Origin of the sequence: Streptomyces sp. NPDC053427, assembly GCF_044544985.1 — a bacterium.
GTDB lineage: Bacteria > Actinomycetota > Actinomycetes > Streptomycetales > Streptomycetaceae > Streptomyces.
In genome coordinates this window covers 413,603-428,023 of the sequence record NZ_JBITYA010000003.1, presented here as the reverse complement: position 1 = coordinate 428,023, position 14,421 = coordinate 413,603, and the positions used below count along the sequence as shown (strand labels likewise).

Here is a 14,421-nt window from a genome sequence, read left to right as displayed (position 1 = left end):
GCTCATAGGGCGGCTGCCGCCCGGGTCTCCGGCGCCACGCCGGAGACCCGGGACGCCCCAACCCACCATGTCCGAAGGAATTCCACGGATGCCACGGATGCCACGGATGCCACGGAGCGTACCCACCGCCATGTCCACCAGCTTCTCCCCTCACCCCACGCAGAGCCCGGCCGAAGCGCACCTCCTGGACAACGCCGTCTGGGCCGCGCTGACCGGCCCACACGCCCGGTTCGCCGAGCGCGTCGGCCGCGCCGCCCGCTATCCCCTGGACGTCTGCCCCTTCACCGCCCTCGCCGACCCGGCCGACCCGGGGGCCTGGGACGACCTGGCCGAGCTGGTCGGCCCGGACACCGTCACCCCCGTCACGGGAGTGCGGGCCGTCCCCGACGGATGGGAGATCGTGGAGCGAGGGCAGGGCGTCCAGCTGGTCGACACCGGGCTACGCGCCGAACCGGCGCCCGAAGCGGTGCGGCTCGGGCTCGACGACACCCCCGAGATCCTGGACCTGGTCGCCCTGACCGCACCGGGCCCCTTCCTGCCCCGCACCGTCGAGCTCGGTGCCTATCTCGGCATCCGGCACCGCGGACGGCTCATCGCCATGGCTGGGGAGCGCGTGCATCCGCCGGGCTGGACGGAGATCAGCGCCGTCTGCACCCACCCTGCGCACCGTGGGCAGGGCCTGGCCACACGGCTGGTCCGGGCGGTGGCGGCCGGGATCAGGGAACGCGGGGAGGTCCCCTTCCTCCACGCACTCGCCAGCAACACCAGCGCCATCCGCCTCTACGAGTCCATCGGCTTCACCCTGCGCCGCCGTACGAACTTCGTGCTGGTGCGCACCCCTGGCCGTCATCCGGCACCGACGCCTTGATCAGGCAGTCGCACTGCGCGACCACGCCCAGCCACCGAAGGGACCCGACATGATCGCCTCCGAGAACCGCCCCGCCCGATCCGCCACGGCCGTTGCCGCCGACGACGTACTCCGCCGTACCCTGCGGCGCCACGCAGCCGGAGTAACGGTGATTACTGTCCCGGGCCCGGCCGGCTTCACGGCCACCTCCTTCACCTCCGTATCGCTGCAGCCGCCCCTCGTGTCCTTCTACCTGGGCCTCGGTGCATCGACCGCGCCGGCCGTGCGGAAAGCCGACCGGTTCGCCGTCCACCTCCTCGGCACTCAGAACGCCGAAGTGGCACGGCAGTTCGCGCGCAGCGGCGTCGACCGGTTCCAGGGCGTCGCCTGGACCGAGCACGAGGACGGCCTGCCCGTACTCGACGACGTATCGGCCTGGCTCACCGCCCGGGTGACGCTGCGCCAGCCCATCGGCGACCACCTGCTGGTCGTGGGCGAGGTCGAGACCGGCGCGGCGCATCAGGACGCGACGGCACTGGTGCATCACGACGGGGCCTTCGCCGCGGCCCATCCACTGCCCCCACAACCGATCCGTCGTGCTTCGTGACGAGCACGACGATCACGACGATCACGACGAGATGAGCCAACTCCCGGTACGTACGCCCCCTCAGGAAGGCGCCCCCCTCGTGTCCTCATCACCCTCTTCGCTGCCCTCTTCGCCTCGTTCATCCGCTTCACTGCACCTGGCCGTCGCCCTCGACGGCGCGGGCTGGCATCCTGCCGCATGGCGCGATCCGGTGGCCCGGCCCCGGGACCTGTTCAGCGCCGGCTACTGGGCCGACCTCGTCGCCGAGGCCGAACACGGCCTGCTCGACTTCGTGACGATCGAGGACTCGCTCGGATTCCAGTCCTCGCATCTCCTGGAGCCTGACGGGCGCACCGACCAGGTGCGCGGACGGCTGGACGCCGTTCTCATCGCCGCCCGCGTCGCCCCGCTGACCAGGCACATAGGGCTCGTGCCGACCGTGGTGGCCACCCACACCGAGCCGTTCCACCTCTCCAAGGCGATTGCCACGCTCGACTATGTGAGCGCCGGTCGCGCGGGCCTGCGCGTGCAGGTGACCCGGCGCCCGAACGAGGCCGAGCACTTCGGACGCCGTACGTTGCCCCGGTTCGACCTCGGGGACCTGCACAGCCCGCCGGTAAGGGAACTGACGGCCGGTCTCCTCGACGAGGCCGCCGACTACGTCGAAGTGGTGCGCCGGCTGTGGGACAGCTGGGAGGACGACGCGGAGATCCGGGACATCGCCACCGGCCGCTTCATCGACCGCGACAAGCTGCACTACATCGACTTCGAGGGCAAGCACTTCAGCGTCAAGGGCCCCTCGATCACGCCCCGGCCGCCTCAGGGCCAGCCCCTGGTGAGCGCGCTCGCACACGAGGAAGCGACCGGCGCCCCGTTCCGGCTGGTCGCCCGCTCTGCCGACGTCGGGTACGTCACGCCGCACGACACCGAGCAGGCGCGCGCCGTCGTCGCCGCGGTGCGGGCCGAGCAGGACGCAGCAGGGCGTGCGGAGGAGCCGCTGCACCTGTTCGGAGACCTGGTGGTGTTCCTGGACGACACTCCGGCCGCGGCGGAGGACCGCCGGGACCGCCTCGACGCCCTCGCGGGATACGCGTACGCCAGCGACGCCCGTATCTTCGCCGGCACACCCGCCCAACTCGCCGATCTGTTGCTGGAGTTGCGGGAGACCGGACTGTCCGGCTTCCGGCTGCGCCCCGCCGTCCTCGGACACGACCTTCCCGCGATCACCCGAGGACTGGTCCCCGAACTCCAGCGCCGAGGCTCGTTCCGAAGCTCCTACGAGACCGACACCCTCCGCGGGCTGCTCGGGCTCGCCCGCCCCGCCAGCCGCTACGCCGCCACCGCCTGAGCCGGAAGGACCGCACCGACATGAGCAAGCCACTGAAGCAGATCCATCTGGCCGCGCACTTCCCGGGCGTCAACAACACCACCGTGTGGAGCGCCCCCGAGGCCGGCAGCCACATCGAGTTCAGCTCCTTCGCGCACTTCGCACGGACCGCCGAACGAGCCAAGTTCGACTTCCTGTTCCTCGCCGAGGGGCTGAGGTTGCGTGAGCAGGGTGGAGAGATCTACGACCTCGACGTCGTGGGACGGCCCGACACCTTCACCGTCCTCACCGCGCTCGCGGCCGTCACCGAACATCTCGGTCTGACCGGCACCATCAACTCCACTTTCAATGAGCCCTATGAGGTCGCCCGCCAGTTCGCCAGCCTCGATCACCTGTCGGGCGGGCGTGCCGCCTGGAACGTGGTCACTTCCTGGGACGCGTTCACCGGCGAGAACTTCCGCCGCGGTGGCTTCCTGCCACAGGAGGAGCGCTACACCCGGGCCAAGGAGTTCCTGACCACGGCGCGCGTTCTGTTCGACTCCTGGCGCGGCGACGAGGTCATCGCCGATCAGGAGACCGGCGCCTTCCTGCGCGATGCCAAGGCCGGTGCCTTCGTCCACCAGGGCGAGCAGTTCGACATCAGCGGACAGTTCAACGTTCCGCGGAGCCCCCAGGGGCGCCCCGTGATCTTTCAGGCCGGGGAGTCCGACGAGGGACGCGAGTTCGCGGCCTCCAGCGCCGACGCGATCTTCAGCCGGTACAGCAAGCTCGAGGAGGGGCAGGCGTTCTACCAGGACGTCAAGAGCCGTCTTGCCCGCTACGGTCGCAGGCACGACCAGCTGCTGATCCTGCCCGCCGCGACGTTCGTCCTCGGCGACACGGACGCCGAGGCGCGGGACATCGCCCGCGAGGTACGGCGCCAGCAGGTCAGCGGCGCGACCGCGATCAAGTACCTGGAGCACATCTGGAACCGGGATCTGTCCGCTTACGACCCGGACGGCCCGCTCCCGGATGTCGATCCGATCCCCGGCGAGAACACCATCGCCCTCGGCCGGGCCAGCGTACGGCAGTTCCGTGACCCGCTCACCGTCGCCAAGGAATGGCGCGAGCGCGCCGAGGCGAAGAACCTCTCCATCCGGGAACTGGTCATCGAGACCACCACCCGCCAGTCGTTCATCGGCTCCCCGGCCACCGTCGCCGAGACCATCAACGAGTTCGTCCAGGCGGACGCCGCCGACGGGTTCATCCTCGTCCCGCACATCACCCCCGGCGGCCTCGACGTCTTCGCCGACACCGTGGTTCCGCTGCTCCAGGAGCGCGGAGTGTTCCGTACGGAGTACGAGGGCACCACCCTGCGCGATCACCTCGGCCTGGACCACCCGCACGCCGGGGCACCGGCCGGGCGGGTGGCCTCGTGAGCACGCCCCTCGGCGTCCTCGACCTGGTCCCGATCTCGTCCGGCTCCACGGCCACCGACGCGCTCCGCAACTCCCTCGACCTGGCCCGGCAGGCCGAGCGCTTCGGCTACGCCCGCTACTGGTTCGCCGAACACCACCTCAATCCGGGTGTGGCGGGCACCTCACCCGCCGTCGTGCTCGCCCTGACCGCCGCCGCGACGTCGACGATCCGGCTCGGCTCCGGCGCCGTACAGCTCGGTCACCGCACCGCGCTGTCCACGGTCGAGGAGTTCGGCCTGATCGACGCGCTGCACCCTGGGCGTCTCGACCTGGGCCTCGGACGCTCCGGCGGGCGTCCGCCGGGACCGACCACCACCCCGCTGCCGACCGCGACGCCCGTCGTCGACGGCCGCGCCCCCAACGGGCTGCGGATCCCGCCGCGCTTCTCCTTCGAGCACCTGCTCGGCTCGCCGAGGGTCGCCCTTCAGCGCAGACTGCTCCAGCAGCCGGGCGCCGGGTCGCAGGACTACGGCGAGCAGGTGGACGACATCCTCGCGCTGCTGGCCGGCACCTACCGGTCCGCGGACGGCCTCGAGGCACACGTCGTCCCGGGCGAGGGCGCTGACGTACAGGTATGGATCCTGGGCAGCAGCGGAGGGCTGAGCGCCGAGGTCGCCGGCCGCAACGGTCTGCGGTTCGCGGCGAACTACCATGTCAGCCCGGCCACCGTGCTGGAGGCAGCGGAAGGCTACCGGGCGGCGTTCCAGCCCTCTGACGTGCTCGACAAGCCGTACGTGAGCGTCTCGGCCGATGTCGTCGTCGCCGAGGACGACGAGACCGCCCGCGAACTCGCCACCGGCTACGGCGTGTGGGTCCGCAGCATCCGCACCGCCGAGGGCGCGATCGAGTTCCCCACGCCCGAGCAGGCCCGGTCCCATGCGTGGACCGACACGGACCGGGCACTGGTGGCCGACCGCGTGGAAACCCAGTTCGTCGGCTCCCCTGCCCGCGTGGCCGACCAACTGGAACAGCTCCAGGAGGCCACCGGCGCCGACGAACTGCTCATCACCACCATCACGCACGGCCATGCCGACCGGGTGCGTTCCTACGAGCTGCTGGCTGAGGAGTGGCGGCGCAGATGAGCGGGCGGGTGGCCTGACGCCCACGGTCCATTCGCCGCCAAGGCTCATTTCTCATTTCCAGCACCTCCTGGGGCGTTCCAGGAGGTGCTGGACTCCGCCGGCTCCGAGCTACGTGTCCCTGCCGCTTCCGCTTCGACGGCACTCACACGCGCGCTTCGAAGACGCGCTCGCCACAAGCCGTCGCTCACGCAGTTCGAGCCCCGGCCTGCGCCGGCTCCTCGGGCACCGCTGACCGGCACGCGCGACCGCCGGGGCCGAGCAGTGAGCGGGGCGGGCCCGGCCGGTGCGGCCAAGGCCCTGTCACGTCACACCGCATCGGCATCCAGTCTTCGCCCCGGCTGGGTCACTACGACGGGCTGCCGACACATCCGTGCATGCCTTGCGGTATTTTCACTCATCGTCAGGACGTTGAAGGGTCAGTAGCCCACTCATGCAAGAGCAATGCGACACGGTCGGCGGAACAGCGCCCTCCGACACCGAGCTGGTCCAGCGCATCCGAGCGGCAGCCCGGACCGGCCGCCGGGCGGCGGCTGCTCCGTACGGCGCGTCGGCTCCGGACGGCGCGGCCGAGGCGGGCGAGGAAGCCCTCGACGAGTTCCACCGCCGGCACTACGCCGCCGTACTGGCCTACGCCCGCGCCTGCACCAGATCCTCCCAGGCCGCGGCGGATCTGGCGAAGGAAGCCATCAACGGCGTCCTGCACTCCCCCGAACCAGGACAGGGGTCTGATGCGGCGTGGCGGGAACGCTTGCTGACGGCCGTACGCCACACCGCCGCCGCCTGGCACCAGAATTCCCGGAACACCGAGCTGCGCGATGGCTTCGACTCCTGGCTGGCCAACCAGTCAGGGGACGGGCCCGACCCCTCCGAAAGTGAACGGAAGCCCCCCACCGACAGCGAACTCTCCGTCGCGGTGCGCCCCGTGGGGCCGTTACGGTCCGCCGGACCGCGCACGGCCCAGGTGTCCCGACTCTCACCGGCGCGCATCGCCGTGCTTGCCGGTGCCGTGACTGTCCTGGCCGGCGTTGTCATATCCGTCGGCACCCTGCTCGGACCGGCGCGCCATGACGCCTCGGCCGGCGGCCCTGGACCGTCCGGACTCTCGTCGGCCACCACTCCGGACCACCCGCCGACGGCTTCGCCCAGTGGCTCGGCGAACGCCTCCAGCCCAGCGACGGGCTCCCCGTCCCCCACCCGCACCACGGCGTCGAAGCATCCGAGCTCCCGGCCCTCGTCGTCGGCAAAGCCGTCGCCCTCCGCGCACCCGGGCTCCGAGGGCAAGCCGTCGACCGCCCGAACCACCGCGTTGGGCGCCCGGCCGTGGACCTCCAGCAAGAACGGCTGGGGGCCGGTAAGGCTGAATCGCAGCATCGACGGACGTCCCCTCACCATCCAGGGAACCAACTACCCCGAAGGGTTGGGGGCCCACGCCTTCAGCGAGATCACCTATCACCTCGGCGGCGCCTGCTCCGCCCTCGGCGTGGATGTGGGCATCGACGACGAGGTGGGCGCGAACGGGTCGGTGGTCTTCCAGATCTACCGGGACGGCACGAAGGTCGCCGACAGCGGGCTGATGACGGTCGACCAGCCCGCGAAGCACCTCACCGCAGACCTGACCGGCGGCACCGAGCTGCGTCTCGTGGTCACCGACGGCGGCAACAGCAACAACTCCGACCACGCCGACTGGGCCGGTCCCCTCATCACGTGCCGCTGAGCGGTCGCCGACAGCTGCTGTGGCCACACCGCCAGGACCGGCAGGGAGGGAAGAGTCGGCGGCCAGTTCTGGTACACGAGGTCTATGAGCAGCGCGACACCGCCAAGCGGTGGCGAGGCATTGCCACCCGCTACGAGAAGACTGTCAGCCTCTACCTGACCGGACTCCACCTCGCAGGCATCCTCCTCTGGTCCGCTCGGTGATCCGAACAAAGCCCCTGGCGCAGCGCCAGAAGCCGGACGGTAATGACGAGACGTGCCGCGGATCGGGGACCTCGTACAGGTCTGCCGCCCGTCCAGCCGGCCAGAAATTGCGCGCAGCTGCCCTGCCTTGGCGCGAGGCGCCGCTGTTCCGTCAGGGACGGACGACCCCGCGCTGCCGCCATTGTGCGCTCCGTGCCCTGCTTCGCCTCGGCCTTTATCGTCGCGGAGAGATTTTTTGGCATGTCGTGCCGAAAAAGCGTACGTTGATCACCGCCTGATCAGGAGTCGATCGGCCGGTGGTCGATTCGTCCGCCACGCCCCTGCTGTCGCGCTATCCCTGCCTGCCCGCGCGCCGGTGCCGCCGCGCGGCGAACGGCGACTGCCGATCGGTGACCGACGACCAAAGGCGTACGGCCAACGGCCGCAACGCGCAGTGATCAGCGACCGGCGCACGTACGGCATCAGCAAAGGAGCCGACCATGTCCCGCACTTACCTCATCACCGGAGCTGCCTCCGGCATCGGCAAGGCCACCGCCACCCGGCTCAAGGAGCAAGGGAACACGGTCATCGGCGCCGACCTCAAGGACGCCGATATCGTCGCGGACCTCGCCACCCCCGATGGCCGGACCCATCTGGTCGAGCGGGCAAGCGAGTTGAGCGGTGGACAGCTCGATGCCGTGATCGCGGGCGCCGGTCTCGCCGGTTTCCAACCGCGCGCCGTCAGCGTCAACTACTTCGGGGTGGTCGCCACCTTGGAGGGGCTGCGCCCCCTGCTGGCCGCCGGCACGGACCCGCGCGCCGTCGTCATCGCCTCGGTCGCCTCCATCCACCCTCACGACACGGCCATCGCCGACGCGGCGCTCGCCGGCGACGAGGAAGCAGCGCTGGCCGCCGCCCAGGCAGCAGTCGACCGGGGAGAGGGCTATGCGATCTACGGCTCGACCAAGGCCGCGCTTGCCCGATGGATACGCCGCACCGCCGTGACCGCCGACTGGGCGGGCACCGGTATCCCCCTCAACGCCATCGCCCCCGGAACCGTCGTCACCCCCATGACCGAACCGATGCTGGCCAGCCCCGACATGCGTGAGATCGTCGACACGACCGTCCCCATGCCGCTCCACGGCCACGCCCAGCCAGCACAGATCGCTCCCCTCCTGACCTGGCTCACCTCTCCCGAGAACGAACTGGTCACCGGCCAGGTCGCCTTCATCGACGGCGGCGCCGACGCCGTACTGCGCGGCGACGGCACGTGGTGATCCGTCGAGGGAACCGGCGGACCAGAGACCACCCCCAGTCATCGCCATGCGAAGTCCATCGCAATCCGAAGCCACCGGAGGCCTATCCGTGCACACGCTCGCCCGCACCGCCGTCGTCACCGCCGACCCCGATGCCGTCTGGAAGATCATCGGCAAGTTCGGCGGCCTCGCCGACTGGCACCCCCTGCTGCCGCCGTCAGTGATCGAGGACGGCGCCGATCCCGAGACGCCCGGGGCAGTACAGGCGTTCTCCGTCAACGGCCAAGTGGTCATCCGGGAACGGCTCCTGGAGAAGGACGACTCGCGCCGGATGCTCCGTTACACCATCCATGAATCCGCCGTCCCCGTCTCCGACTACGTCTCCACGCTGTCCGTGCACCCGCACGAGGCGGGCGCCGAGATCCGCTGGGCCGCGACATACGAGGCCGCCGACGAACTCGTCCCCGAGATCGAGAAGCACTTCGGCGACACCATCTACGCCACCGGTCTGAACGCCCTCAAAGAGCGCTTCGCCTTGCCCTCCTAGGTTCTGTCCGGCGGGTCACGCGCAAAGCCAGAGGCGAAGGGCTGCGACGGTCACGGTGCCGTGAAAGACGTACGCCCTCTGTGCGGGGCGAGTTCGAGGCACCAGGCAGGATGGCTCCGCGCCCCAGGGTGCGAATTCTTACGGCGATGTGCAGGGGGGCGTCCGCGGAGAGGTCGACGGTGCACATGTGGTCGTCGAGGGCGCGGACGCAAAGTGGACGGTCTCGTGGTCGCGGCAGGCGGCTGGTCAGCCTGCCTCTGGGCGTGCTCGGTGTGATCGACGGCTCGATGCCGATCCGCGAGTCCGGGGCCGGACACGCGGCCGGGCACGCGGCCGGGCTCGATGTGCCCGGCATGCCGCTGTCCGTCCTCGGCCTGCTCTTCCTCGTCCTGCCGCCGATCCAGAGGCGCGAGCTGGGCCGGCCGGTCTGGACGTACGTGATGATGGCGGCCCCGGTGCCGGCGCTGGCGCTGTTCGTCGCGTACGAGCGCCTGGAGCGGTCGACGGCTCGCTGGAGGGCGGCCTGCTCGGCGACCGCGCGGTGGGTCAGCCCTTCGATGCCGCGCTCGGCGATGACCTTCTCGGTGGCGGTGGCGGTGGCGATCTCCGCCCTCCGCGTGATCAGGCCGCCGCTTGTCGCTGTCCACGCGCGTGGACAGGTTCGTGCATGGCATACGGATGGCGGTGGTTTTCCTCCATACGTTCAGGGATAAATGATCATTCGATAACTCACGTAGATCTGCCCGAGGCGGGGCGTCTCCCCAGCAGCGCGTACCGCACTGGGACGCGGGAGGAAGTGCCCAGGTGAGCAACAGGTATGGCCGCCCCGCACAGCGGCCCAGCAGGCGGGGGCCGGGGCATCGCCGTCCACGGCCCGTGGTTCTGGGCAGCCGTCCCGCGGGGGCGGCAGGCCGAGGCCGGTCAATGTCCGCCGTACGCTGCGCCCGGGCGCACGTCGTCGGCGCATCGGTCCCCTCCGGACTACGGATGGCCGCCGCATATGCGTGGCGACTGCTGGCAGTCGGGGTAGCGGTGTACGGGGCGTTTAGGGTGCTGGGCCGCTTCCAGCTCGTCGCAGTCGCGTTGTTCGTCGCCCTGGTGATCGCCTCGGTGCTGCGCCCCCTGACCGACCTGATGGCCCGCCGATTGCCGCGAGCGGTAGCAGTGGTGGTATCCGTGCTGGGCAGCATCGTGGTGCTGTTGGCTCTGCTGGCGCTGGTGGGCAACGCGGTGGCTGGGGAGTGGGAACGGCTCGTGGGAGAGTTCGGCGGGGGCTTCAACCGGATCAAGCGATGGTTGGAAGGCCCCCCGTTGCACGTCAGCCATACCGCGCTGGCAGATCTGCAGGGAAAGTTCGCCTCCTTCCTGGCCTCGCACCGCTCCACCCTGATCAGCGGCGCGCTCAGCGGAGCCGGCCGGGTCATCGAGTTGGTCACTGGGGGTGTGCTGGCGCTCTTCTGCTCGGTTTTCTTCATCCACTCCGGCGAACGACTGTGGCTCTGGACCTGCGCACAGCTGCCGGAAGCCGCCCGTTCCCGGTGGCGCGTCGCCGGGCACGCGGCATGGCACACCTTCGCCGGCTACACCCGCGGCATCATCATCGTGGCCGGCACCAACGCCCTACTCGTCGGACTCGCGCTGTTCGTGCTGCGGGTGCCGCTGGCCCTGCCACTGGCCCTGCTGGAGTTCGTCGCCGCCTTCATCCCGCTGATCGGCTCACCCATCGCGCTGGCGGTGGCCACCATGGTGGCTCTGGCGGGTCGCGGCCCGCTCATCGCCCTGGTCGTACTGTCGCTCATCGTCGTCATCGGCCAGCTCGAAGGTCATGTGCTGCACCCGCTCGTGTTGAGCTGGGCGGTGCGGCTCCACCCGCTCGTCGTCGCCCTCTGCGTCATCGCCGGCAGCATCGTCGCGGGGGTCATCGGCGCGGTCGTGGCCGTACCCATGGCCTCGGTCGCCTGGTCCGTGATCCAGGCCCTCCGCGCCCCAGCCGCCGGTTCATTAGCGTGACGCTTCCCGTGCTCCACTCCCCCTCCGGCGGCCGGGACGCGCAGCGCCCGTCATGGCGTTTGTCGCCCTCGGGGCTTAGCGCCGTCCACGGGTGGGTGTGCCGTACGCCGGCACATATGTATACGCCCATGCCGACGCGGTGCCTTCAGGGGAGCGGGAGGGGCCCGCTGTGGTCATCTGGCAGAGAGACCGCCGCCGTCGGCATGACGTACGTGCCGGGTGACGTGCGGGTGCGACAATCCACTCAGCCGATGGTTCGTTGGCGCTCACGGGAGTAGGAACAGCCCGATGACGCCGTGTTCATGTTTCCTGGTGTGCGCATGCCCGCGCCTCCGACTGCCACGGCCATCGGGTTCCTAGCATGGCCGCATGACCGCCGAAGACCCCCTGGAGCGTGAGCAGGGGCGGGGTTCTTCACCCTCTCCAGCCGTCCCCCCGCGCGCCTCTGCCGGAGCTGCGGTGGAGCAGGCTGCCGACGCTTTGGAATCGCTCAAACCGAAGCTGCGTGGATGGCTACACGCAGGCATATTCCCCGCGTCGCTCGTCGCCGGCATCGTCCTCATCCGCCTCGCCCGCTCACCGCAGGCCACCCTCGCGTGCGGGGTCTTCTCGATCTCCTCCTGGTTGCTTTTCGGCACCAGTGCGCTCTACCACCGCAGAGAGTGGGGACGGCGCGGCGAGGCCATCTTGCGCCGTCTGGACCACACCAACATCTTCTTGATGATCGCCGGCACATACACCCCCCTGACTGTGCTGCTTCTGCCGTCCCAACAGTGCTCGGTCCTGCTCTGGTGGGTGTGGACCGGCGCCCTGGCCGGCATCGTCTTCCGCATCGTCTGGATCGGCGCCCCACGCTGGCTCTACGTCCTCTGCTACATCGTGCTGGGCTGGGCGGCAGTCTTCTACCTGCCCGATTTCGCGCGCACTGGCGGAGCGACCGTAGTGATCCTTGTTGTCACCGGAGGTCTTCTGTACAGCGTCGGCGCAGTGGCTTACGCACTCAAGCACCCCGACCCTTCTCCCCGCTGGTTCGGCTTCCACGAGGTCTTCCACGCCTTCACCGTCACCGCCTTCGCCGCCCACTACGCTGCCGTCCTCGTTGCGGTCCGCTGACCGTCAGCAGCCGTTCGCAACCGATGTGACACAGAGCAGGGAACGCACCGCTCACCAAGCCACAACTCCAACGAATCCGGATCGCTCAGGCGACGAAAGTCAGACGGCGATCGCCAGGCCACCGGCGGGACCGAGCGACGCCGCTTCACCTGCACCGGACGGTCACCACAGACCGCAAAAGGGCTCGTCGATCCGCAGGACGGGAGCGCCGCGCCGCTGTGCCCGGAGAGCGCAGCGTCAGGCGCGGGGCAGCAACGAGCCCAGCGGCCCGAGGTCGAGGTTCAGATCCTCCAGCCGGAGGCCGTGCTGATCGCAGAGTTCGGTCATCCGCTCTTCGAGGCGCATGAGTGTCTCCCCGATCCGGTCCACCTGTTCGTCACTCAGGTCGCCCTGGTCCACCCGCCGGATCGCCTGTCGTTCCATCAACTGCCGTAGCAGTTCCACGATGGTCAGAACCAAAGCGACCAGATCGCGGCCCATTTCATCGCGGTCGATATCGAAGCGGCTCTCCGCTCGTGCGCCCTTGTCCGTCACAAGGGGCCTCCGTCCGACCATGGGGCCGGGACACGCTCATTGACCGAAGACAACAGCGCATGGAGTGAGAGACGTACCAAAGGAACCTCGGCGATGGCGATGACAAGGTCGCCACTGACCACGACGCCTGTGGCCAGAACGCGGTCCAGCAGGTCCACCAGTGGGACACCGACGGGACCGGTAAGGGGGCCCGGTGTCTCCCAGGGAACAGGCTCATGGGACGACGCCGGCACGGCTCACACCTCGCCGACGAAGGAGTACGGCACCCACGGCCCGGACATCTCGATGTGCGCTCCCGTGCGACGTCGCAGATCCTCCACCGCGGTCCTGAGTTCTTCGTCCATCGTGGCCGCGACCAGGTAAGTGGCGTTGAGGATCTGCAGCCGATGCCGCTCCCCCGTCGCCTCCTGGCTGTGCAGGCCGAGCCGGCGGGAAGCCGTCGCCAGACCGGACAGCGCGGCATCGACGTCCTCGGCGATCCGCAGCGTGCGGTCGTGATGCTGCTCTCGCGCCTGGTGCAGCCCGCGCTTCCGTTGCAGGTAGGCCCGGCCGGCACCGATGCCCGCACCGGACTCGTTCCGGGGAGACGCGGCGGGTCCGCCGCCGCAAGGCTCGGTGGGCGTAGCCGACAAGTAGACCTTCACCCCCCACTCGGCCTGGCCTTCGATGCGGTCCAGCGCCGCGCCGAAGCGGTCCGCATCCTGGCCGAGGACTTCTTTCGCGCGTTCTTCGCCGTGGTAGAGGGTGGCCAGCGCGAGGGGCGCCGTCGGCCCGCAGGAGGCCGCCGCGGTGACCACCTCATGGTGGGCTCGTGCGCAGCGCTCCAGTTCTTGGCGGTCACCGAGCCGCCGATGCCACGCCTCTTCCGTGAACTCAGCGGCCGGTACGTCCTGGACGACCGCCGTGAGCGAACCGAACGGCAGAGCACGCACCTGGCGGCCGTCGGCGAGCCCAGGAAGTCCGGTCAGGGCCGCGGGGTCGAGTCGGCGGCACACGGCGAAGACATAGACGGCGGTCTCGGCCCTCGAACCGTTGGACGACCCCGCGGTCGCGGGGCGTGTCATACCGCTGGGCACATGCGTCGTCATGCCTCCGCCCTGCTTTTCTTTCGAGGGGCTGCCGACGCCTCTTCACTATCGGACTCGAGGGCTTCCACGCGTTCGCGCAGCCGGCGGTTCTCGTCACGCAGTTCACTGCGGGCCGCCTTCGAACTGAGTGCTGGATCGGTCTCCCACCAGTCGATCCCGGCTTTCCTTGCGGTATCGACTGAAGCGACGAACAACCTCAAGCGGATGGTGAGCAGCTCGATATCGAGGAGATCAATCTTGATATCCCCGGCGATGACAATGCCCTTGTCGAGAACGCGTTCGAGAATGTCGGCAAGGTTGGCCGTACTGGGACCGGACGCGGGAGAGAAGCCTTGCCGGTAATCAACATCTGTCATGTAGTCGCCCATTCCTCCCGTCCCTCGTTTCTACCGGCGTCGCGTTCCCCTGTCGGCCTTGGCCCCTCCACCGCCGTCCGCCTCATACTCCGTATCGCCTCCGTACCTCGCCGTCTTCACCCTCGTCATCTCCGTCGTCGTCTCGTCGTCGTCATCTTCGTCCTCGGGTGAGCTTCTCCCTCCTATGCACGGCCCCGCTCACGCGAAATTCACCACGCCAGCCCTCCTCCTCGGCGTCGAGGAGGGTGGCGGAACGCCCAGCGACGGGGATCGAGCGGCACTTATCGCGCACTGGGCAGGTCACACCCGAAACAGCCCGAAC

Annotated in this window: 15 protein-coding genes; 11 read left to right on the top strand and 4 right to left on the bottom strand. The window is 69.6% G+C overall.

The window, feature by feature from the left end; genetic code table 11:
- Positions 1 to 130 precede the first annotated feature (130 nt).
- The 11 genes from ACIGWZ_RS09985 to ACIGWZ_RS09935 all read left to right on the top strand — a co-directional run bounded on the left by ACIGWZ_RS09985 (position 131) and on the right by ACIGWZ_RS09935 (position 12,121).
- Complete coding sequence (locus ACIGWZ_RS09985) at positions 131 to 868, top strand: GNAT family N-acetyltransferase (protein ID WP_400062695.1); 738 nt, start codon at positions 131 to 133, stop codon at positions 866 to 868.
- A gap of 49 nt (positions 869 to 917) precedes the next feature.
- Positions 918 to 1,454 (top strand): flavin reductase family protein, encoded by a 537-nt coding sequence (locus ACIGWZ_RS09980; RefSeq protein WP_400062693.1) that lies wholly within the window; start codon positions 918 to 920, stop codon positions 1,452 to 1,454.
- A 31-nt stretch (positions 1,455 to 1,485) separates the two neighbouring features.
- Entirely contained in the window at positions 1,486 to 2,781 is a 1,296-nt protein-coding gene (locus tag ACIGWZ_RS09975) for an LLM class flavin-dependent oxidoreductase (protein WP_400063265.1), read from the top strand.
- Between the two features lie 20 nt (positions 2,782 to 2,801).
- On the top strand, positions 2,802 to 4,178 hold the full coding sequence (locus ACIGWZ_RS09970) for an NtaA/DmoA family FMN-dependent monooxygenase (RefSeq protein WP_400062691.1): 1,377 nt from the start codon (positions 2,802 to 2,804) through the stop codon (positions 4,176 to 4,178).
- A complete protein-coding gene (locus ACIGWZ_RS09965; protein WP_400062689.1) occupies positions 4,175 to 5,299 on the top strand; it encodes an LLM class flavin-dependent oxidoreductase in 1,125 nt (374 codons plus the stop codon). The genes ACIGWZ_RS09970 and ACIGWZ_RS09965 overlap by 4 nt, the downstream gene beginning before the upstream one ends.
- A 430-nt stretch (positions 5,300 to 5,729) precedes the next feature.
- Positions 5,730 to 7,013 carry an NPCBM/NEW2 domain-containing protein gene (locus tag ACIGWZ_RS09960; RefSeq protein ID WP_400062687.1) on the top strand — a complete coding sequence of 428 codons (1,284 nt, stop codon included), beginning with the start codon at positions 5,730 to 5,732 and terminating at the stop codon, positions 7,011 to 7,013.
- Between the two features lie 682 nt (positions 7,014 to 7,695).
- Positions 7,696 to 8,472, top strand: a complete 777-nt coding sequence (locus tag ACIGWZ_RS09955; protein WP_400062685.1) for an SDR family oxidoreductase — start codon at positions 7,696 to 7,698, stop codon at positions 8,470 to 8,472.
- 88 nt (positions 8,473 to 8,560) lie between these two features.
- Positions 8,561 to 8,998 carry an SRPBCC family protein gene (locus ACIGWZ_RS09950; RefSeq protein WP_400062683.1) on the top strand — a complete coding sequence of 146 codons (438 nt, stop codon included), beginning with the start codon at positions 8,561 to 8,563 and terminating at the stop codon, positions 8,996 to 8,998.
- A gap of 263 nt (positions 8,999 to 9,261) precedes the next feature.
- Entirely contained in the window at positions 9,262 to 9,711 is a 450-nt protein-coding gene (locus tag ACIGWZ_RS09945; RefSeq protein WP_400062681.1) for a hypothetical protein, read from the top strand.
- 211 nt (positions 9,712 to 9,922) lie between these two features.
- Entirely contained in the window at positions 9,923 to 11,008 is a 1,086-nt protein-coding gene (locus ACIGWZ_RS09940) for an AI-2E family transporter (RefSeq protein WP_400062679.1), read from the top strand.
- 369 nt (positions 11,009 to 11,377) lie between these two features.
- Positions 11,378 to 12,121 carry a hemolysin III family protein gene (locus ACIGWZ_RS09935; RefSeq protein WP_400062677.1) on the top strand — a complete coding sequence of 248 codons (744 nt, stop codon included), beginning with the start codon at positions 11,378 to 11,380 and terminating at the stop codon, positions 12,119 to 12,121.
- Positions 12,122 to 12,358: 237 nt separating this feature from the next.
- Here ACIGWZ_RS09935 and ACIGWZ_RS09930 read toward each other — a convergent pair whose 3' ends face one another.
- From ACIGWZ_RS09930 to ACIGWZ_RS09915, 4 genes are read right to left on the bottom strand one after another with little or no spacing between them, the layout of a single operon-like run.
- Positions 12,359 to 12,676 (bottom strand): gas vesicle protein K, encoded by a 318-nt coding sequence (locus ACIGWZ_RS09930; protein ID WP_400062675.1) that lies wholly within the window; start codon positions 12,674 to 12,676, stop codon positions 12,359 to 12,361.
- Positions 12,652 to 12,888, bottom strand: a complete 237-nt coding sequence (locus ACIGWZ_RS09925) for a gas vesicle protein (protein WP_400062673.1) — start codon at positions 12,886 to 12,888, stop codon at positions 12,652 to 12,654. Before ACIGWZ_RS09925 ends, ACIGWZ_RS09930 begins: the two co-directional genes overlap by 25 nt.
- Positions 12,889 to 12,891: 3 nt before the next feature.
- On the bottom strand, positions 12,892 to 13,719 hold the full coding sequence (locus tag ACIGWZ_RS09920; protein ID WP_400063264.1) for a GvpL/GvpF family gas vesicle protein: 828 nt from the start codon (positions 13,717 to 13,719) through the stop codon (positions 12,892 to 12,894).
- A gap of 20 nt (positions 13,720 to 13,739) precedes the next feature.
- Positions 13,740 to 14,099: a gas vesicle protein gene (locus ACIGWZ_RS09915; protein WP_400063262.1), complete on the bottom strand. Its 360-nt coding sequence runs from the start codon at positions 14,097 to 14,099 to the stop codon at positions 13,740 to 13,742.
- Positions 14,100 to 14,421: the final 322 nt, after the last annotated feature.